The following is a 19,210-nucleotide window of genomic DNA, read 5'->3' as shown; positions in this document are numbered from 1 at the left end:
CGGTTCCGCGTAATACGCCCAGTCGTTCGTCGAGCGAGCTCACTGTTTTCCTTGGCGGGACAGGGCACAGCCGTGCTGGTTGCAGAGGCGGGTTTACGAAGTACGGTGCAGGCGGGCGGTGTTGCGCAGGATGTTGCCGAAGATCTGCTGCGCGTCGCCGAGTTGCTGACGTGCGCGCTGGGCCGCTTCGGCGCGGGTGTCGGCGTCGTCGTCGGCGTGGATCTCCAGTTCCGCTGCGGCGGCCCGGCGCAGCGCGTCCAGGTCGAGCGGGCCCCGGGGGGCGTCGCCGTGGATGTTGCGGCTGTAGTGCAGCAGCAGCTGCTGGACGGGCTGTGGCATCCCGGCCTCGCCGGCGAGGTGTTCGGCGGCGTCCGCGAGCCGTAGGGCCGAGGTGAGGAAGTGGACGCGCTGGGTGAGCGGTCCCACCAGGCGCTGCTCCAGTGACCAGGTGCTCAGGGCGAGCAGCGCGCGGGCTGGTGAGAGCAGGTCGGAGGTCAGCGCGGGGCAGATGTAGTAGGCGCGGCCGTAGGGGGCGGAGCGGAAGGAGCGTTCCTCGTCGCGGCGCAGGGTGGTCATGCGTGCCGTGTTCAGCGGGGTGGAGAAGAAAGCCTGGTGGACCTGGCTGAGCAGTTTGGGCGAGGCGGGGACGGTGAGCAGGGCGAGCGCCTGGTGGACCTGGTCGCGTACGGGCACGTCCTGGTTGGGCTCGACGACTGCCAGCGCGGGCTCAGGCCGGACCCCTGGCTGCACCTCCGGCTGGGCCGTGTCCGGGACCTCAGTGATCCCGCACAGAACGTTCCACGCGTGTCGAGTGCGTGTCAGCTCCTCGCCCAGGGAGTTCACTTGGGCGGTGTCGTGTCGTGTGAGCGCCTGCCGGAGCGCCTCTTGCAGCTGCTGCATGCGCTTCTCGAGTGCGACCAGATGCTCATCCATGCCCGCATGCTAGCAGCCCCCCGTATATACCAGTTTCATTCCAGGAAAAAGTAAAGACCGATACCTGGTGGATCTGGTCGCGCACAGGCGCGACCAGATGGGGCTCGGCGACCGCAGGCATGGTCGCCGGCTGGGCCATGTCCGGGCCGCACTGAGCCCGCACAGAACGTTCCAGGTGAGTCGACTGCGTGTCAAATCACGCTTGGAAGGCGTACTTGGAAAGTAGCGTGTTGCGCGAGTGCCCGCCCGACCGCCTCCTGACAGCTGCTGCATGCGCTCCTCGAGAGCGGTCATGCGTTCGTCCGTGCCCGGAGGCCAGCAGTCACTCGGGACTCCCAGTTTTACTCCAGGGAATTTGGTGTACAGTCCCGGGCTCATAAGGCACCACCGGTGCCCTCCTACGCCTCGCTTCCCAGAAGGGCGCACGAAGGCATGAGACTGCTCCACACTTCCGACTGGCATTTAGGCCACATCTTTCACGGGCACGCCCGCGAAGAGGACTTCGACGCCGTCCTGGCCGAGATCGTGGCCATCGCCCAGGAAAGCCAGCCGGATCTGATCGTCCACAGCGGCGATCTGTTCCACCACTCCCGTCCCACCATCCGGGCCATGTCGCGCGCCATGGACACCCTGATCGAACTCGCCGCCATCGCCCCCACCGTGGTCCTGGCCGGCAACCACGACTCCCCCGCATACTTCAAGTTCTTCGGCTCCATGAACGGTCCCTTGCGGGGCCGGGGCCTGTTCTTCGCCGACCGGTTCCGCCCCGCGGACGACGGCGGTGTCCTCACCTTCGACGCCTGCGGCGGTGAGCAGCAAATCCGCCTGGCCGTCCTGCCGTTCGTGCATCCGAACCACTTCTGGCAGCATTCCGCGACCGGCACGTCGTACGCCGACTACGCCGAGGGGATGCGCGGGCTACAGGCGCAGCTGATGAGGGCCATGCACGAGGGGTACGACCCCGACCGGGACATCCTGCTGTTCGCGGCCCACGTGTACGTCACCGGCGCCCAAGGCTCCCGGGGCGGACGGGCCGTGGACGACCGCTTCGAAACCGGCCCCGAGAATCTTCCGGAGGTTTCCTACGCCGCTCTCGGGCACATCCATCGCCCGCAACCGGTTCGGGGCGCCAAGTGCATCGCCCGCTACGCGGGAAGTCCGCTCGCCATGGACTTCGGCGAAGCCGACGAATCCAAAAGCGTCGTGATCGTCGACGCCGACCCCGGACGACCGGTAAGGGCGTTGCCCCGCCGGCTCTCCAGTGGCCGACGGCTGGCCCACTTCCCCGGGACTCTGGAGGAGTTGAAGGCCGCGGCCGCCCAGTACGACGGGACCTTCCTCAAAGCGGTAATCGCCGGCGAAGAGCCCGATGGGCTCCTCAGCCAGAAGATCGCCGAGATCGTCCCGAACGCGATCCTCGTCAACCCCGTACCGGCACGGGAGGCGGCCGCCGAGGCTGTCATGGACGGGGATCCCGGCGAGGAGCCGGAGCTCCCCGACGCCTTCCGCGCCTACCTGGCATCCGAGGGACTGAGCGGCGCTGCCGCGGAGTCCACCGTCACCGCATTCACCCACCTGCTCAACGAGCTCGACGACGAGACGCTGCCTCCGGTCCTGGCCGAGGAAATGCTCCGCGCTGCGCTGGAAAACACCTGGACGGAGGCGTCGTGAAGCCGAGCCGGCTCATCGTCAGCGGAATGCGCAGCTACCCCGGCACCTGCACCATCGACTTCGCCGGGAAGCGCCGGTTCGCCATCCTGGGCCGTACCGGCGCCGGCAAGTCCACTCTCCTTGAGGGGTTCACCTTCGGCCTGTACGGGGCGAGCTCGTGGTCGAGCAAACCCGAGGAAGCCTACGAGCTGATCAGCACCGGCAGCCCCAGCATGCACGTGACGTTCGAGTTCTCCGTGAACGGCCGCCCGTGGCGGGTGCGGCGCACGCTGTATGCAAACCGCAGGAAGCCGCAGGCTGTTCTGGAGTCCATGGCCGAAGGCGGCGCCGACCTGCGGGTCGACAACATGCGCGCGGTGACAGATGCCGTCACCCAGCTCATCGGTCTGGACTGGAAGGGCTTCGTCAGTACGGTCCTGCTGCCCCAGGGGAAGTTCGACAACCTGCTCAAGGCGAACAGAGGCGACCGCGCCGACATCCTGCGGCACGTCTTCGGCATCAACGAACTGGAACGTGTCCGCAAGCACGCCGGCGTTCGACTGGAGAGCTTGAGCGCGGGCATCCTCGACGCCAGGAGTGCCCGGGCGGACCTCCTGCGAGATCCCCATGCCGTCGCCACACAGGCGGCGCTGGATGTGGAGCGTACGCGTGGCATCGCGGAAAGCCGACGCGAGCGGCTGGCCGCTCTGCGCGCGGCACAAGGGCGGGCCGTCGCACACAAGCACCGCAAGGCCGCTCTGGACAAGGCGGCACGGCTGCTGCGTGAGCGCAGCGTCCCGGATGCGGCTGTCACCCTGGCCACGCTGGCCAAGGCGAAGACGGAGCTCGATGCCGAAGCCGCAGCGCAGGAAGCGGCCGGACGCGATCTGAGTCTGAAGCTGGACGCGGCGCAGGCCGCCCTGGAGGCGGCCACGCAGGCCGGTGACACGGTCCGGTCCCTGTCCGGTGCGGTGACTGTGCTGTCCGGCCTGCCGGGCCGTGCAGCCGGGTTGGACACCCTGATGCAGCGGCTTGAACAGGAGCAGCTGCAGCACGGCGAACATGAGCAGGAGCACACGCAAGCACAGCAGGAGCTGGCCGAGCACGAGCAGCGCCTGGCGGTTCTCGTCGAGGAAGCCGACCTGGCACAGCATGCCGTCACCCAGGCCCGCGCGCACACCGACCAGATCCAGGAGGCCGTCCGGGGCCCGCTGCAGGAAGCCACCGCTGCGGCGGCACATCTGCAGTCGGCCAACACGGCGCTCGAGACAGTCGAGGAGCAGCGCGGCCGCGTCGACAAGCTGGAAGCTGAGCTGCGTCAGCTGCGCGGGGCACGGGAAGAAGCCGAGGAGGCGCTTGCTGCGGTGGAGCGCGGCGAAGCCGCCCACACGGCGGGTTCCGCTCTGGCGCCAGGGGACGCCTGCCCGGTCTGCGTCCGGCCCCTCCCGACCGACTTCACTCCCCCCTCCCCGCTGGACGGCAAGGCGCTTGACAAAGCCAGAGGTCAGCTCACCAAATCCTCGAAAGCCGTGAACACAGCGGTAACCGCCGCGGCGGAGGCAACAGCCCAGCTGAACGCGACCGGGCAAGGGGCCCAGAAGCACCAGCGCGCGCATCTGGCCGCCCTCGAGCGCATGGACACTTCACTGCTTCAGCTGCAGGAGCTGGTGGACACGATGCGGCCGAACGTCGTGCCGGGCGTGGCCACGACTCTGGACACGCTGAGCCAGCAGACGGCCGCGCAGGCGCGTGCCCTCGCGGGCAGCGACCCCAAAAACCGGGCCCAGATCACCCGTGCGGTCAAGACACTCGTCCAGCCGCTGCGCGATACGGAAGCAGAAACGCTCGCGGCCCACACGAGCGCCCAGGCAGAGCTGGCGACCGCGCAGGCCGAGAAGGAGTCGGCTCGGGCCGACCTCAAACGCCAGCGCGGCCGCTTGCAGCGCGAACGCAAACGGCTGGAGAAGACCCAGCTGCAGTACGAGAGCGACCTGCAGACACTGCTGAGCGAGGTCACCGAGCTCCCGGCCTCGATACGACCCGCGCAGGACACACCGCAGGACCTCCCCTCCCCGAAGGACATCGCCTCAGCGCTGGAGACAGCCGGTCAGCGCCTCGCACAGCTCGAACAGACAGCACAGGCACGCGACGAAGCACAGCAGGCCCTCACCGAGCACACCGAGCACCGCCAGGCCCTGGACGGACGCCGCCGGCGCAAGGTTGAGACTCCCACCCGCAATCTCATCAAAAAGCTGGAGCGTTGGGCGGACGCCGCCACCGACGCCGAAAGTCTCCTTGACAGCGAGGCGCCCAAAGAACTGCCTCCTGCCCCGGACGGATCCGACCTGGCCTTCGTCGACGCCTACTACCAGGCCCTCGCCTCCCTGAGCCAGCAACTGGCGGGCACACTGAAACAATCCGGGCAGCGAGCCACGGACGCAATCCACGCGTTCGAGAAGGACCTCACCCTCCAAGCCGGGGCCGCCGCCGACGAAACCGACCATGACCCGGGCTTCCCGGTGCCGGAGAAGAGCGACCTGCTGGCACCCGCCCTTCTCGACCCGCTCAGCCGCAAGACGAGCGACGCGGAAGCAGCGCACGACAAAGCCAAGTCCGACCTGCGTACCGCGCAGTCCCAAATCCCCTACGCCGAGGCACTGGACGCTGCCATCACCGCCGCGGATGAACAGGCCGCAGTGTGGAGGAGAGTGAGGGACCAGCTCACCGACACGAAGTTCCTCACCTATCTCACAGACCAGCGCACCCATGCGCTGCTCCGCTACGGGAGCAGGATCCTCCAGCAGATCTCCACCGGGCTCTATGGGTTCACCGAGGACTTCAAGATCGTGGAGTCCGCTACGAATCTCACGCGCGGCCGAGAAACCCTCTCCGGCGGGGAGAAATTCCAGACCTCCCTCGCGCTGGCACTGGCATTCGTGGAACTTCACAACCGCAGCAACAGCAAGCTGGAGAGCCTGTTTTTGGACGAAGGGTTCGGCTCGCTGGACTCCGACCGCCTGGAGGCCACCCTTCCCGTCCTGAGCAACGCTGCAATCCAGGACAAGACCCTCGCGGTCATCAGCCACCTGTATCCGGTAGCCGACGCCGTCGAAGACGTGCTGTTCGTCGAAAAGACCGCCCAGGGCTCCACAGCCACCTGGCTCACGGCGCAAGAACGCGCCACGATCATCCGCGACGGGATCCGGCGCATGCTGGAACACGCCTGAGCAACACCGGGCCGGCCAGCAGTGGCGCCAAGGAGCCCGTCCGCCCCAGGGCAGCACCTTGGGACACCGGTAGCTCTCCTCCCTTCCTGCGCCCGACCAATCCCGTACGTCCTCCCGGCGCATGCAGGCGCCCCAGGAAGCCCTGCGGCCGGCGCTGACAAGCATTCAGCTCAGCGCCGACCGCGGCCTTCCACCCCAGGTGCCGCAACAAGACTGGCCAGCGCCGGGGCGCCCCCGATGCCCCGGCATAAGCCTGCCCCTTGAAGCAGCCTGGCCTTCGAGAAGCACGCCCCCTCCCAGCGAAGTTGCCGACGCTCGCAGCCGGTGCGGGCTGATGGCCCCGCCGTACCCGCCCTCCCCCGGCATGACGCCGCATCACGGCCCTGCAAACGGCCGGGAACGCCAGTGCCGTCCGCCTTCACCGCCAACACCCGGCGCAAGCACGGCACTTCCGGTCCTTTCCACGATTCGTATCCATGTAAGGAGCAGACCGCATGAGTGACTCTTCTGCCGGCACGCAGGGTGCTGGCAAAGCGGTGTTCACCGCCCGCACGGGGCGGCTGGCCGCGCTGCCACGGTTGCTGTCGCTGGACCAGAGCGGCGAGCTGACCAGCGCGCACGTGAAGCTGGTCGCGACGGCCGTGGGCCGCTCGGAGCGGGCGGTGTGGCGGTGGGTCGCCGAGGCGCGCGCCACCGGCCACGTCGATGCGGCGTCCCGGACACGGTTCCGCGTCACCCCTGAACTGCGGCGGCTGCTGGTGGTGTGGGGAGGCAACGCCTCCGCCGTGCACCGTGAGCTTAAGCAGCGGGCCCTGGACGAGCCCCGGCTGCCTGCGGCCCCGTCGCTGTCGACGCTCCACCGGGCGCTGCGGCGGGACCTGACGCCCGGGGAGCGGGCCGGGCTCGCCAAGGGGGAGGCTGCCCGGCGGGCCTTCGACGTGTTCGGGCAGCGCCCTCCCGCGCACCGCAACGCCGCCTGGGAGGGCGACCACAAGTGTGTGCCTGTGCGGGTGTTGCTCGAGGACCAGCTCGTGCAGCCCTGGGTGACCTGGTTCATCGACTGCCACACCAAAGTCATCACGGGGGTGGCCGTGACGCCCCATGCACCCAGCGCGGATGCGGTGCTGGCGGCCCTGCGGATGGCTCTGGACCGAGCCGATCCCTTCGGCCCGGCCGGAGGGCTGCCGGGCCTGATCAGGGTGGACCGCGGCAAGGAGTTCCTGTGTGCCACCGTGGCCTCGGCCCTGGGTGCCTTCGCCGTGCCCGTCGTCGATCTCCCGGCCTACAGCCCGCATCTGAAGGGCACCATCGAGGCGCTCAACGGTGCGGTCGAGGACATGCTGTTCGTCTCCATGCCGCGCTACGTACACCGGCAGACGCTCACCGGCGGGCGCACCGCGGATCCGGACGAGCCCGCGCTCACCTTCGAGGCGTTCGTGGAGCTGCTGCTGAAGTGGGTGCACTGGTGGAACACCGAGCACCAGCCCAGGGCGCTGGGCGGCCGCACCCCGATGCAGGCGTGGTCGTGCGACCCCACTCCCCTGCACGACGTTGCCGCCGAGCAGCTGGCCCATTTCGGGCTCGCGGACGACGGACGCACCCGCACCATCACCACGCAGGGCGTGCAGTGGCGCAATCGCCACTACATCGCCCCCTGGATGGTGGGCCAGGCCGGCGTCCGCGTCGCGGTGCGCCACCTGCCCCACCACGACCTGGCCATCGAGGTGTTCGGCCTGGACGGCGTACACCTGGGCAGCGCCGTCCTGGCCGAGGCGGCCAGCGAGGAGCAGGTCAGCAAGGTCCGCAAAGCCCGCACCTCCAAGGCGCGGCGGCTTCGCGCGGACATGAAGGCCGCCGCACGGCTGCGGCGCGAACGCTTCGAGGCCGTCACCACCGCCACCCCGCCCGAGCGTCTGGGTGCGCTGACCGAGGCGGAGGCCGAGGCAGAACTTGCCGCATCGGACGCCACGGACCTGCGGCGGGCCGATCCCGGTTACATCCCGCACCAGCCCGTCCCGGACGGCTGGGCCCGCCCGGTCCTTCCGGCCGCGGACGAGCCGGACGACAACGCCCCTGAGGAGAACGCGTGAGCGGCGACATGGACTACGGCAGGCTGCCCGCAGAGGACGAGGACCACTTCCACCGCCTCAATGCGCACCTGGTGGCCACCGATACGCTCATGACGACCCTGGACGACGTGCAGGCGACGATCGACGCCAAGGCCATGATGGTCGCCTACGGAGCGGCCGGATACGGCAAGACGATGTCGGTGAACTCGGCGCTGCGCAAGATCGCCCCCGACAACACCTACCGCCTGGAGCTGCGCTCGGGACCGACCCCCCGCGACATCCGCCACGGACTGTTTAACGCCCTGGGGCTGCCCGGGGAACCGCCGACCCGGCCGATCGAATTCGACACACTTCTGAAGGAAACGCTGTCGCAGACGTTCCGCGTGCTGGTGTGCGACGAGGCCCAGTGGATGGGCCGCAGTTCGTTCGAGTACTGGCGCCACCTTTGGGACGACCGCAATACCGACATCGCGGTGATCTTCGCCGGCGGCGATGGCTGCTACAAGGTCCTCAAGCGTGAACCTATGCTGGCGTCACGGATCTTCATCTGGCAGAAGTTCACGCGCATGCCCGAGGCCGAGGTCGTCGCCACCCTGCCGGCGTTTCACTCCTTGTGGGCCGGGGTGGACCCGCAGATGATCCGCAACATCGACCGGGCCGCGGCGCACGGCAACTTCCGCAACTGGGCCACCATCACCAAGCACATGCTCAACGGCATGAAGAAGAAGGGCCTGACCGAGGTCAAGCAGGACCTCGTCAACTGGGTGTACAGCAAGCTGGGCGGCATGTAGCAGCCGCCGCACATCCGCGGCGGCCCGGCGAGCCCGGGCCGCTGCCACAACCATTGCGCGCCGTACGGACCGGCCTGGCGCCTGGCCGATACGGGGCGGTGTGGCGGGGCGCGGCCGGGAGGGGGCGATGGCACTGGTGTACAGCGACGTGACGATCGTGGTGGACGAGCGGGACGACCTGTTCTACACCCGGGCGGCGCTGCAGGCGCACCGGCCCGGGGAAGGCCGCATCACCGTGCAGCCGACGCCGGCCAGCTCCAGCCCGGCCGCGCTGGCGCACGACATGCTGTATGCGCTGGGCAAGCGGCTGGCCCCCGGGCCCCACTCCCCCGATGTGTGGCTGGACTCGGTGAACGCGGCCTGGCTCGCCGCTGCTGCCTGGGGTGTCGCGATGGGGGTGCGGCACGTTGTGGTCCCCCGAGCTCATCTGCTGACCCTCCGGCGGATCGACCAACTGCTCGCCTGGCGCGAGTCGACGGGAGCTCAGCTGACCCTGCTGTGGCAGAAGCCGCCGCGCGGACTGCCGCCGTCGCTGGCCCGCGTGGAGCGCCGCATCAGCGGCCGGGACCAGTTCGAGGCGCTCCTCGCCGAGCCGGGACCGATACCCGCGCGCCCGTCCTTCCCTCCCGCTCTCCCGGCGATGACAGGACCGGCGGCGATGGCGACGGCTGCGAGGCAGGCGCCCGCCCCGCAGCCGCGCGGGACCGAAGCAGCGTCGACGAGGCCCGGGCGGCAAGCTCCCCCTTGTGCCGGTGCGTTGGCCACGGCGCAGCTGGTCCAGGCCGCCCCTGCCCTCGAGATCGCGCCCGAGGAGGCCGCCGCCCTGACCGCTCTCACGCACCCACTCATCGCTGGAGCGCTGAGTGTGCTGGCCTTCACCCAGACCGGCCTGGGCAGCCTGCGCTTCACCCGCGACCTCGACATCTCCGGCGACGTCTGCGTCATCAAGCTCCACGGGGCTGGCCATCGGCACTGCCCTTTGCACGCCGTGCCTGCCTGGGCGCGCCCGCTGCTGGCCGGCGCCCGCGCCCACCACCGTCTGATGGCCCACTCGCCCAGGGAGGACGTGTTCTCCCATGTCATGCTGGCCGAAGCCCGGCATCTGCGCGCGCACGCCGGACGTCTGCCTCAGCTCGACTTGTCCCTGCTCGCCGGCATCCTCGTCCCTTGAGCCGTGCGCAGCGAGGCACTCGCCCTGCGCCAAAGACGCGGCAGCGTGTTTATGCCGTGTTTGCATCAGGCCACCGGCTGGAGCAGGAAGGCCGGGGCCGGGCACGCCCGGCCCGAACCTACCTGCTGGCCGCTACCCGCTTCTGGGAGGTCAGGAACTGCCGGACACATGCACGGCTTTCAGTAGACCGGGGAGTGCGGGGAGGACTTCGTTGTAGAGCGTCTCCTGTTCGCAGCCGTGCCCGTCGGTCCGGGTGATCTCTTCAGCCAGGTCGCGCAGGGCCTCGATGCCGTCGCACGCCAGCTGGGCGGCGAGCTTGCGGTTCTCCTTCAGTTTCGTGGGCTCCTGGCGGTACTTGGTGCCGCCCCGGTAGAGGTCGACGGTCATCGCGACGGGTGTGACGGGCCGCCCGATGCGGTCGGCGAGGTTGCCGATGATGCGGATGCCGTGGGCGTCGAGGTCGCCCCATGCCGCGACGGGCAGGCCGTCGAGGCCGCGGAGGAATTCGGCCAGGCCGTCGGTCGCATAGCCCTTGCCCCAGATGCACAGCCAGGTGTCGGCGATCTCCGGGATCTTGCAGACCTGTTCGAAGGTGTCCTCGTTCTCGACCAGGAAGACGCCTCGGGCCTCGCAGGAGATCATGCCGAGGGCGCGGACACCGCGGGCGGGAAGCGCGAGCCAGGGGCGGCAGGCTGCCGCGTCGGCGATGACGGTACCGACGCGCCACTGCAGGGGGCCACGGATGCGTAGTTCGGTGTCGGCCTTGTCGACGGCCTGGTCGAAGGGGATACCGATCAGGTTGGAGAAGGCCTGCTGCCGGGCGGGGGTCCAGGCGCTCTTGGTGTCGCGCAGGCTACGTCCGGCGAGCTCCTTCGCGGTGATCTTGCGTGGTGCGCCTTGGGCGGGCCACCAGACGCCGGCGGCCCGGATGGCGATCTCGTATACCCGCCAGTCCTCGGCCCTGGTGGCGGTGCCTTCAGGGATCTTCAGGACCCGGCCGGGCGGGGTCGTGGCCAGCAGGGCGTGCTCATGGGCGAGCTCAGGGATGCCGGACATGATGTCGAGGAGCTCGCGGTGCAGGTCCTCGGGATGCTGGCGGCCCTGGAGTTCAGCGAGTTTGTCCTCGGCGAGTTCGGCCCATGACCGGGTCAGGGTCCATGAGCGCGGACTGTAGCCGGTGGCGTTGACGACGTCGCAGCGCAGGATGACGGCGCCGCAGCGGATGAGATCGGCCACGATCTGCCAGGCGTTGTCGCCGAGGTCGGCCTGGATGGTGGGCCAGCGTTTGGCGGTCTTGGTCTGCAGGACTTTGATCAGTTGTCGGGTGGTCAGGGCGGGTGGTGGGTCGTAGGGGCTCACGGGGTGGTCGGCGACGAGGTCGACCTGCCGGGGGCTGACGCGACGTCGGCGGTCTCGGGGGACGCGCACGTGGATGGTGTCGTCGCTGTCCTTGGTGATACGCGGCAGGGTGACGGCGGTGATGCCTGGCGGCAGGTTGCGCAGGGGAACGGTCTCGCGGCCGTGTGCCTCGCCGATGAGGAGTGGAGGTTGGGGGGTGAGGTCAGGCATGGGCGCGTCCTGCGGTGATCCAGTCTTCGGTGAGTTGGGTGCGGGCGCCGTTGCTGTCGAAGGCCCATGCGCTGGTGGGCTGGTTGATGATGTCGGCTGCTGATGCGTGGACGAACCACAGCAGTTCCCCGCAGACGTCGGCGGCGTCGGCAAGGACGCTGTCCTGGCAGGTGCCGAGGATGGTCAGGTGCTGGTCGCGTGCGACGTCGCGCAGGGCGGCGAGCATGTCCTTGCGGTTGACTTCCCCGAGGCTGTTGCCGAGTTCGTCCAGGATCAGGACTCTGCCCTGGGTGTGGGAGTCGGCCAGGAGCGCCGCGAGGACGAGCAGGATGGCGTGCACCTTGACCTGGGCGCTGTTGGCGTTTTCTCGGTAGGAGACGTATCCGCCGCTGCGGGAGCGTTTCCATCGCGGGATGACCTGCCACTGCCAGTCCCCGGCACCCTGGGGGCGGACGCTGATGTGCTCGAGTTTGGCTCCGTGGCCGTCGCTGCGCAGGTCGAGGTCGTGGAATGCGACGCTGATCTGAGCGAAGAGGCCGTCGAGGTGCTTTTCGATCATGTCCTGGAGGGTTTTCAGGTTGCGGGTGCTGGTGGCGACGCCATCGGTGAGTTCTGCGATCGCCTGCTGTCGGGCGTGCTGGTCGTGGGTGATGCGCGCTGCGGCGACCTCGTCCTGGTCCCGATGGCCAGCGAGGCGGTTGTCTAGCGGGGCTGCCACGTCGGCGAAGGTGAGGGAGGGGAGGCCGGCGGGATCGGTGTCGGCGAAGGACTGCATCATTTCCTGGCCCGTGCGGAGGTCTTGGCTGACGTCCGCGCCCGGGGTGCCATCGACGCCGTAGTGCTCGTAGGCCCGGCGCAGTTGGTCTTCCGATTGTCGGCGCAGGGCTGCCGGCCGGGAGGAACGGGTCTGGTCCGATGCCTGGTCCAGGAGGCGGGTGGCGTCTTCGAGGGTTGCGCCCCACTGCTGCTGCCACTGGGATGCGGCGACCTGCTCGCGCTGGCGTTCGAGAGCGGCCAGGTTGCGCTGGCGTTCCTTGAGCGCCTTGCTGGCCCCTTCCAGGGTGAGCTTTGCGCTGGTGAGGAGCTGCTTGTGGGAGGCGTGCCGGGCCACGGCGTCCTGCCAGACCTGCTGGAGCTCCTGCTCGTCGCGAGCGGCGTTGGCGGAGCGGCCGGCGAGATTGTCGATCTTGGTCTGGAGGTCGTTCTCCTGGGTGCCAAGGTGTGCGAGTTCTTCAGCCGCCTGGGCGGCTGCGTGCAGGGTCTGGGCCAGGGTGAGGGCAGCGGTGGCCGCGCTCATGGCTTCGGTGGCCGCGGTGCATGCGTGTTTGGCGGCTGCGAGGTCGGCGCGAGCCTGCCGGAGCTGGGCTTCGCGTCCGGCCAGGGTGTTGGGGAAGCCGCCCGTCACGGTCAGCGCCAGTGCCTGGTCACGGACGGCCAAGCCGTCGGACGAGGGAATCAGTCGCTGTTGGAGGGTGGCGAGGAAGCGGGTCACGTTCAGGGTGCTGTGGATGCCCTCGGGCAGGGCTTTCTGCCCGGTGTCGGAGGAGATGATCTGGGCGCCGGGCAGAGCGGCATGCAGCAGGCGGCGGGCCGTGTCTTCATGCTCGGGTTCGACGACGATCGCGTCCTGCCAGGGGGCCAGACGCGGTTCCCACTCCGGGCGGGCGGCCTCGTCCACGTTGAGCTGGTCGAGCAGGCCGTGCGCACGGATGCGGTGTTCGCCCAGCAGATCGATGGCGCGGCCTGCTTGACCGCTGCGGCCCTGCTCGACGTCGTGCAGGTGGGTGCGGGCACGGGTGACGGCGATCTTGGCTTCGTCGCATTGCAGCTCTGCCTTGGCGTGCTCGCGTTGGCGTTGCTCCAGGCGGGCGGCCGTGGCGGTGAAGTTGCTGCCGTCCCAGCCCTGCGCCGCAGGCAGCAGGGTGGCCCGCCGACTCCGCAGCATCGCTTGTTGCGTAGTCAACTCCGTCATTTTCCTGGACAGTTCGCCGACAAGTTGTCGGGCGTCGGACCATGCCTGGTGGGCTGCGCCTCTTTGGGTGGCGAGTTCTTCGGCGGACCCGAGCAAGTTCAGACGGTCCTCGGCGTCCTGCACCAGGACCGCGGCTGTCTCGGCGGCCTGCCTCTCCTCCTCCATGAGCGCGGCAACGCGCTGGTCACTGTGGTGGGCGTCGCGGTAGGAGGCCGCGAGGTAGCGGTGCCATGCCTCGTGGCCGCGCTGGAGGGCGAGGCGGGCGGTCTCGCGGGCGCGCACACCGCTCATCACCTGTTCTTCGGCGAGCAGTGCCTGGGTGTGCTCGGTCTGGGCCTTCTCGAGGCTGATCCGATGCTGCAGGGCCTGGCCGCGCAGGTCGTCTTCCTCCTCCAGCAGGGGGGTCATGCCTGACAGGGCGATCAGGGACCGGCCGATGTCGTGGGGCTCCATCTCGGTCAGCTGCTGGCTGAGCAGTGAGGGCACGGGCGGGCGCAGGGGGGTGTCGAGGTAGGTGAGGCAGCGCGGGGCGGTGCCGTAGAGCTTCTCGGCCATGGCGCGGGCGGACAGGAGCTGGCGGGTGCCCAGCTCGCGCCACAGGGCGTCGGCCTGGATGCTGCGCTCGTGATCGGTGGGGGCGTCGGCGACGTGCAGGCCTTCGGTCCAGTTGGCCTGCAGGTAGGGGGTGGTGGTCGCGATGCGGACCCAGACGGTCAAGGGGTTCGCGGCCGGTTCGTCGGGGTGGGCGAAGACGCCGACGATGTAGCCGTGGGTGACCGGGGACGCCTGGTGAGCCTGGTCGACGCCTGCTGCATCGGGGCGGAACAGGATGCCGCTGGCGTGCCGGCCCCCGTTGGTCTCCAGGCGCCACTGCGGATCGGCCAGCAGCAGGGAGACCGCGATGAGGAAGCTGGTCTTGCCGGAGCCGTTCGAGTCGTCTTTGGGGCCGAGACCGGAGACGGCGATGAAGGTCTCCGGGACGATCGGGACGGCGTGTGCTGTGAGCCGGGCGATGTCGAAGGCCTGGACAGCGATGAGCTGGCGGTCGCCGACGATGCCCCGGGACGGGTCGGAGGTGGGCGGGGTGGTCATGATCTGTCATGCACCTCGTGATCAAGAGCAGTGGCCGTCGGCACGGTGGGACGGGCGCGGCGCCGGCGGATCGATTCGGCGAGAGCACTGTCGGGATCGGCGAGCAGGATCAGCTGTTCGAACAGTTCGGCGCCCACAGCCGGCGTCAGCCGCAGGAACTGGTGGCCCAGGACGTAGCCGGTTCTGGTCCGGCGGACCAGGTCGGCGTGGGTGAGGCGCTGCAGCGCGCTGGTGAGAACGACGTCAGACGCCTGGCAGCCCTTGAGCTGGTCCCTGGGCACGGGGGTGCCCTGGGTCCACAGCTGCTCGGGCAGGGCGGTGCCGGACGCTCGGGGAATGGCGACGCTGAACAGCAGGATCAAGGTGAGGACGGCACGGTCGTCGCGCGGCAGGACTCCGATTCCTTCGTGCGCCAGACGTTGTCTGATCTCGTCGGTGTAACCGGAGAGGTAGCCGCCGCCGACCGCGAGCAGGGTGCGTCCGGATGCGGCCAGGACCTGTTCCACCACGATGCGCAGCGGGATCTCGGCGAGGGCACGGTAGTGGACGGACGGTACGGGGATCACGGCGGTCTCCACGGCACAGACCGCCGCTCGGACATCGGCCCGCCGGTTGTGGGACAGGGCTTGCAATGCCGGTACGTCCACGGGCTCACCCCTTCCTCGGAGCGGGCAGGATGTCGTAGCCGTTGCGCAGTTCGGCCACATCGCGCTCGGACCACAGCGCAACCATGGGGCCGAGGCGGATCATGCCGTCGCCGACGTCTGCCGCGAGGTGTCCGCAGGCGCGCAGGAACCGCAGGGCCGTCAGGAAGTGCCCGGTCTGCCCCAGCACGGCCGCGCCGTCGCGGGGCGCGAGGGTGTCCTGGAGAGGAGTCAGGGCGGCGAGGACGTCCTGCTGCGCAGCGGGTTGTCCTGGGTACAGCGGCTGGCTGGGGTCGGGCCAGCAGTGGCGGATGCAGCAGGCCAGGGTGAGCAGGCGGACGGTCGAGGCGGTTCGGTGGACGTCGCTGTCGCCCAGCGCGCCACTCGCCGGTTCCACATCGGGAGCCCAGCCGGTCATCAGCTCCTGGGTCCCGTTCGGGGTGACGACGTCGACCAGCCGGCGCTCCACATCGTCGGCGGCGCAGCGCAGCTGGGTGAGTCCTGCGCGGTCCGCCGGGACAGGGACCGTGCGCAGGGCTCGGGCCCGTGCCAGCAGGTAGGGGTCACTCATTAGGGCTCTGCGGTGCGGCTTCGGTGTCGTCGTTCATGTCTTGTGGGCTGTCGGGAATGCGGTACACGGTCACCGGCGAGGCGTAGGTGACCGGTCCTGCGGCGTCCACGATGACCTCGCGGGAGATGTCGAGCATGAGGGGGATGGCGGGGTCGGCTGCGGCGCGCAGCATGTCGACCAGGTGCTTGACTGCTACCTGCCAGGGCAGGGCACGCAGGCGGGCGGTGACATCGGCTTCGTCCTTTCCGGCCATGAGCAGGGTCACGGTGGCCTCTCGGCGCTGCCGTGCGAGCGCAGCCTTGGCGCGTGCGGACTCGACCGGATCCGGGCCGGGCGACTGCGTCGGAGGGCGCGGCAGGCGCTGCCGCGGCGGCGGGGGCTGGTGGTCGGCTGCGGCGGTGAGGATCTGGCCCGTGGTGATCTGGACGTGGGGCGGGTCGAAGACGGTCGTGGCGAACACCTGCGCGAGCGTTTCCGTGGAGGAGCGAAGGGCCGCAGTCAGGTACTGCTCGGGTAGGAGCATGCTGAAGTCGCGCCGGGTGGTGGCTTGCTGCATGAGCCGGTCGTGGAACTCGTGGACGGCTCCTGTGTAGCGCAGGGCTTCCCGGATCAGGCGGGTGCCGCCGGAACGCAGTGCGGGGTACTGCTCGGCGACGGCATGGACGAGGTGTTTCGCTTCCTCAAGCGATGTGGTGTGGGCGTGGTGGTGACGCTGGCCGAGCAGTTCTTCGATGGGCCTGGTGCGCACCAACCGCAGCAGGTGGTTGGTGTAGTTCGCAAGGCTCCGCCGGGCCTGGGCAATCTTGGCGGCCAGCTGCTCCTCGGTCAGGGAGCCGTTCAGAAGGCCTTCGCGGGCCCGGTCCAGCAGCATGGTGATCTCCTGGACACCGCCAGCCTCCCCCAGGCGCTCGTACACCAGCAGTGCGGCACCGCTGGTCGGGTTGAACACATACCGCTGGTCATATGACTTGCCGTGCAGCGACTCCAGCAGACGAAGTTTGATGAAGACCCGGAATCTTGAATCGAACTCGTCGGCGGAGGCCACCGCGGCGCAGGCCTGGGCTATCTCCCCGCGGCTCAGCCCGTGTTCGGAGCCGAAGTCGCCGAACACGTCCCGGACGGCCTCGGCGATGCGCAGTGCCACCGGATCGCGTGTCACTGCGCTCGGTGCAGCAGCGACCGGTGCCACGAATGGCGCTATGTGCTCTAGACCCTCCGCGTCGTCCTCCTGCTGCACGGAGAACAAGTCAGGCTGATCCGGCAAGTCCCCCTCCACCCCCGCATCACGCGCGTCCCTGGACCAGCATGACCGCTACCGGGCTCAAAGGGCCTGGAAACCACAAAACTTGTCTTTGTCGTTCCGCAGCCCCAGCTTCAGCCCCAGCCGCAGCAGTGAGCGTGTGTTAGGCGCATCGGGCTCACGGAGGTCTCTATCGTCCCTCTCGCTGAAGCGGGGCCTCGCGTCGAGACTGGCCGTCCCGGAAGGGGTGCGGGCAGCCGACAGGCCGATCTGGCGGGCACCCGGCTCATTTCCTGGCAGCGGCAGGAGACTGTGGCAGCGCCGGTGGACGGGGGCGGTCGTGGCCGACCAAGGGGCCGTCGGGATGGTCGTGGATCCAGGACAGTCCGCCCAGGTCGAGGCGTTGGCGGGTGCGGGTGACCGCTACATAGGCCAGGCGGGCTTCGGCGTCGTCGATGGGATCGGGTGTCGGCAGGGGGCCTGTCTGCTCGTCGGGCGTGTTGTCCTTGGGGCGGGCGAAGTCGTCCGCGATGAGCACGCGGGGCCATTCACGCCCTTTCGCCTTGTGGGCGGTGGAGACGGTGACCTGGGCGTGCGGCTCGGGGGCAAGGTGGGCGACGGCCGTGAGGATGGCCTCGGTGCCGTGGGTGTCAACGAGGTTGACCAGGGGCTGCAGGTCGCGGCCGGCCGGGTCGTGGGCGGCGTAGTCCTGCAGATCGCCCCATGAGGGGAAGAGGATCAGTTCGGGGTGGTGGGTGCGGCGGCCTTCCTTCAGGTCGCGGGCCGCGAACGCCAGGGCCTGCAGGCTGTCCCCTCCCCCGGCCAGGGCGACCCGATAGCCGGCCGCCATGAGGATCATGACCTGAGCCATGGCGCCGACGTTGGTGCGGCACAGTACGGCGTCCGGCTGGGTGACGGGGCCAATCTCGGTGGACACGGCAGGGGTGCCAGTGAGGCGGATCGGGGCATCGGCGAGATGCAGCCAGCGGTTGGCCTCCGCGGCGAGGTCGGGGCCGAAGCGGAAGGACTGGGAGAGGGTCAGCTGGGTGCCGTCGAAGCCGGTCATGACGTCTTTGGCGCCGCGCCAGTGATAGATGGCCTGGGCGGAGTCACCGACCATGACCAGCTGGGCGTGCTCGCGCTGGGCGAGGAAGATCTGTTCGACGACGGGGTTGGTGTCCTGGGCCTCGTCCAGCAGCAGGAAGTCGGCCTGGATGCGCGGCCGGGCAAGGGCCCAGATCTTGAGGTAGTGGTCGTGGTCGAAGCGGACGGCGCCGTCGTCCGGGTGCTGCAGGTCGGCCCAGGCTTTGCGTGCGAACGGCACGAGGTGGGCGGCGAGTTGGGCGTGGAGATCGGGGTCGTCCAGGCCGCGGAGACGGGGTACGTGATGGCGGGTGATGGCCTCGTCGGCGGTGTGGCAGAAGCGGGTGACGGTGCGCAAGGCGGCGTTGGACAGGGCGCGTTGGGAGATCTCGCGGTCGCCGATGCGGACGGCTTTGGTCAGGCCGAGGGCTTGTCCGGTCTGCCAGGCGGGGCGGCGGGGTGCGTTCAGGCGGCGGGTGTAGCGGTGGCCGACGGCGGCGTAGGCGAGGGCGTGGGCGGTCTTGCACTGCACCGTGCTTGGGAAGCGGGCGGCTGCGTCCTGGGCGATGGCCCGGTTGTAGGCGAGGTAGCGGCCGCGTCGGGTGGTGGCGCGGGTGAGGAAGGCGAGGGTGGTGGTCTTTCCGGTGCCGGCGCCGGCCTGCAGGGCGAGGTGGTGGCCGGCGTGGAAGGCGTCGGCGGCTGCCGTCTGTTCGTCGGTGGGGTTCACGGAGTGGGCCTCTCGGGGAGCCGCGTGAGTGCGTGCTCGACGGCGGCCAGCAGGTAGGCGGGGGTGGTGTGGGCCAGCAATTGGGACACCGCGCGGTCGAGGCGGTCGGTCTCCCGGTCGGCGTGCTCGGCCAGGGCCCGGCGCACGGCCAGTTCCAGGCAGCGCTCGGGATTCCGCCGGGCGCGGGGGGCGTCGGCGGTGAGGGCAGCGTGCACGGCGGGCGGGAAGGCGACGTTGAGCAGCACGCTGTGGTCGGCGTCCGGGTAGTGGGTGGTGATCACGTCGATGGGCAGCCGGGTGCCGAGGCGGTGGCGCAGCCGGTGGGCAGCGCGCTGCGGTGTCTTGGCGGCGACGAGGGCCATCAGGCGGGTGGCGTCGTGGTTGGCGGCGAGCGGCAGCAGGCGGGCGGCGCGGTGCAGGACGGGCGGGGGCAGGGGGCGGGTCATTGTGTTTTCCAGGGCGTGGTGGGGC

13 protein-coding genes are annotated in these 19,210 nt (G+C 69.6%); 5 read left to right on the top strand and 8 right to left on the bottom strand.

Annotation, left to right across the window (positions count from 1 at the left end):
• Positions 1-93 precede the first annotated feature (93 nt).
• A complete protein-coding gene (locus SPRI_RS36345) occupies positions 94-933 on the bottom strand; it encodes a hypothetical protein (RefSeq protein ID WP_005322237.1) in 840 nt (279 codons plus the stop codon).
• A 432-nt stretch (positions 934-1,365) separates the two neighbouring features.
• Here SPRI_RS36345 and SPRI_RS36340 point away from each other — a divergent pair, with 432 nt between their 5' ends.
• The 5 genes from SPRI_RS36340 (at position 1,366) to SPRI_RS36320 (ending at position 9,841) form a co-directional block, all read left to right on the top strand.
• Positions 1,366-2,604 carry a metallophosphoesterase family protein gene (locus tag SPRI_RS36340; RefSeq protein ID WP_005322236.1) on the top strand — a complete coding sequence of 413 codons (1,239 nt, stop codon included), beginning with the start codon at positions 1,366-1,368 and terminating at the stop codon, positions 2,602-2,604.
• A complete protein-coding gene (locus SPRI_RS36335) occupies positions 2,601-5,810 on the top strand; it encodes an AAA family ATPase (RefSeq protein ID WP_037775700.1) in 3,210 nt (1,069 codons plus the stop codon). Before SPRI_RS36340 ends, SPRI_RS36335 begins: the two co-directional genes overlap by 4 nt.
• A gap of 494 nt (positions 5,811-6,304) precedes the next feature.
• A complete protein-coding gene (locus tag SPRI_RS36330) occupies positions 6,305-7,900 on the top strand; it encodes a Mu transposase C-terminal domain-containing protein (protein WP_158685267.1) in 1,596 nt (531 codons plus the stop codon).
• Positions 7,897-8,670, top strand: coding sequence for an AAA family ATPase (locus tag SPRI_RS36325; RefSeq protein WP_005322232.1), 774 nt, complete (start codon positions 7,897-7,899; stop codon positions 8,668-8,670). The genes SPRI_RS36330 and SPRI_RS36325 overlap by 4 nt, the downstream gene beginning before the upstream one ends.
• A gap of 127 nt (positions 8,671-8,797) precedes the next feature.
• Positions 8,798-9,841 (top strand): hypothetical protein, encoded by a 1,044-nt coding sequence (locus SPRI_RS36320; RefSeq protein ID WP_005322231.1) that lies wholly within the window; start codon positions 8,798-8,800, stop codon positions 9,839-9,841.
• 150 nt (positions 9,842-9,991) lie between these two features.
• Here the strand turns inward: SPRI_RS36320 and SPRI_RS36315 are convergent, their stop codons facing one another.
• From SPRI_RS36315 to SPRI_RS36285, 7 genes are all read right to left on the bottom strand, one after another.
• Complete coding sequence (locus SPRI_RS36315) at positions 9,992-11,410, bottom strand: Wadjet anti-phage system protein JetD domain-containing protein (protein WP_005322229.1); 1,419 nt, start codon at positions 11,408-11,410, stop codon at positions 9,992-9,994.
• Positions 11,403-14,474, bottom strand: coding sequence for a hypothetical protein (locus tag SPRI_RS36310; RefSeq protein WP_005322227.1), 3,072 nt, complete (start codon positions 14,472-14,474; stop codon positions 11,403-11,405). Before SPRI_RS36310 ends, SPRI_RS36315 begins: the two co-directional genes overlap by 8 nt.
• Positions 14,471-15,040 (bottom strand): hypothetical protein, encoded by a 570-nt coding sequence (locus SPRI_RS36305; protein ID WP_238996191.1) that lies wholly within the window; start codon positions 15,038-15,040, stop codon positions 14,471-14,473. The genes SPRI_RS36310 and SPRI_RS36305 overlap by 4 nt, the downstream gene beginning before the upstream one ends.
• A gap of 85 nt (positions 15,041-15,125) precedes the next feature.
• Complete coding sequence (locus SPRI_RS36300) at positions 15,126-15,689, bottom strand: hypothetical protein (protein ID WP_005322220.1); 564 nt, start codon at positions 15,687-15,689, stop codon at positions 15,126-15,128.
• Positions 15,682-16,848, bottom strand: coding sequence for a hypothetical protein (locus SPRI_RS36295; protein WP_106428506.1), 1,167 nt, complete (start codon positions 16,846-16,848; stop codon positions 15,682-15,684). Before SPRI_RS36295 ends, SPRI_RS36300 begins: the two co-directional genes overlap by 8 nt.
• A gap of 367 nt (positions 16,849-17,215) precedes the next feature.
• Positions 17,216-18,739, bottom strand: a complete 1,524-nt coding sequence (locus SPRI_RS36290; protein WP_005322218.1) for a UvrD-helicase domain-containing protein — start codon at positions 18,737-18,739, stop codon at positions 17,216-17,218.
• Positions 18,736-19,185, bottom strand: coding sequence for a hypothetical protein (locus SPRI_RS36285; protein ID WP_037775695.1), 450 nt, complete (start codon positions 19,183-19,185; stop codon positions 18,736-18,738). Before SPRI_RS36285 ends, SPRI_RS36290 begins: the two co-directional genes overlap by 4 nt.
• Between the last annotated feature and the right edge of the window lie 25 nt (positions 19,186-19,210).

The sequence above is a fragment of the Streptomyces pristinaespiralis genome (genome assembly GCF_001278075.1).
GTDB classification, from domain to species: Bacteria; Actinomycetota; Actinomycetes; order Streptomycetales; family Streptomycetaceae; genus Streptomyces; species Streptomyces pristinaespiralis.
The sequence above is the reverse complement of the archived record's forward strand: the minus strand, read 5'-3'. Positions and strand labels throughout refer to the sequence as shown.

Bases quoted from the DNA above. Each gene is read 5' to 3' on its own strand.
- SPRI_RS36315 (WP_005322229.1), bottom strand. From the start codon at position 11,410: ATGCCTGACCTCACCCCCCAACCTCCACTCCTCATCGGCGAGGCACAC.
- SPRI_RS36320 (WP_005322231.1), top strand. From the start codon at position 8,798: ATGGCACTGGTGTACAGCGACGTGACGATCGTGGTGGACGAGCGGGAC.
- SPRI_RS36330 (WP_158685267.1), top strand. From the start codon at position 6,305: ATGAGTGACTCTTCTGCCGGCACGCAGGGTGCTGGCAAAGCGGTGTTC.
- SPRI_RS36310 (WP_005322227.1), bottom strand. From the start codon at position 14,474: ATGACCACCCCGCCCACCTCCGACCCGTCCCGGGGCATCGTCGGCGAC.
- SPRI_RS36340 (WP_005322236.1), top strand. From the start codon at position 1,366: ATGAGACTGCTCCACACTTCCGACTGGCATTTAGGCCACATCTTTCAC.
- SPRI_RS36300 (WP_005322220.1), bottom strand. From the start codon at position 15,689: ATGAGTGACCCCTACCTGCTGGCACGGGCCCGAGCCCTGCGCACGGTC.
- SPRI_RS36285 (WP_037775695.1), bottom strand. From the start codon at position 19,185: ATGACCCGCCCCCTGCCCCCGCCCGTCCTGCACCGCGCCGCCCGCCTG.
- SPRI_RS36345 (WP_005322237.1), bottom strand. From the start codon at position 933: ATGGATGAGCATCTGGTCGCACTCGAGAAGCGCATGCAGCAGCTGCAA.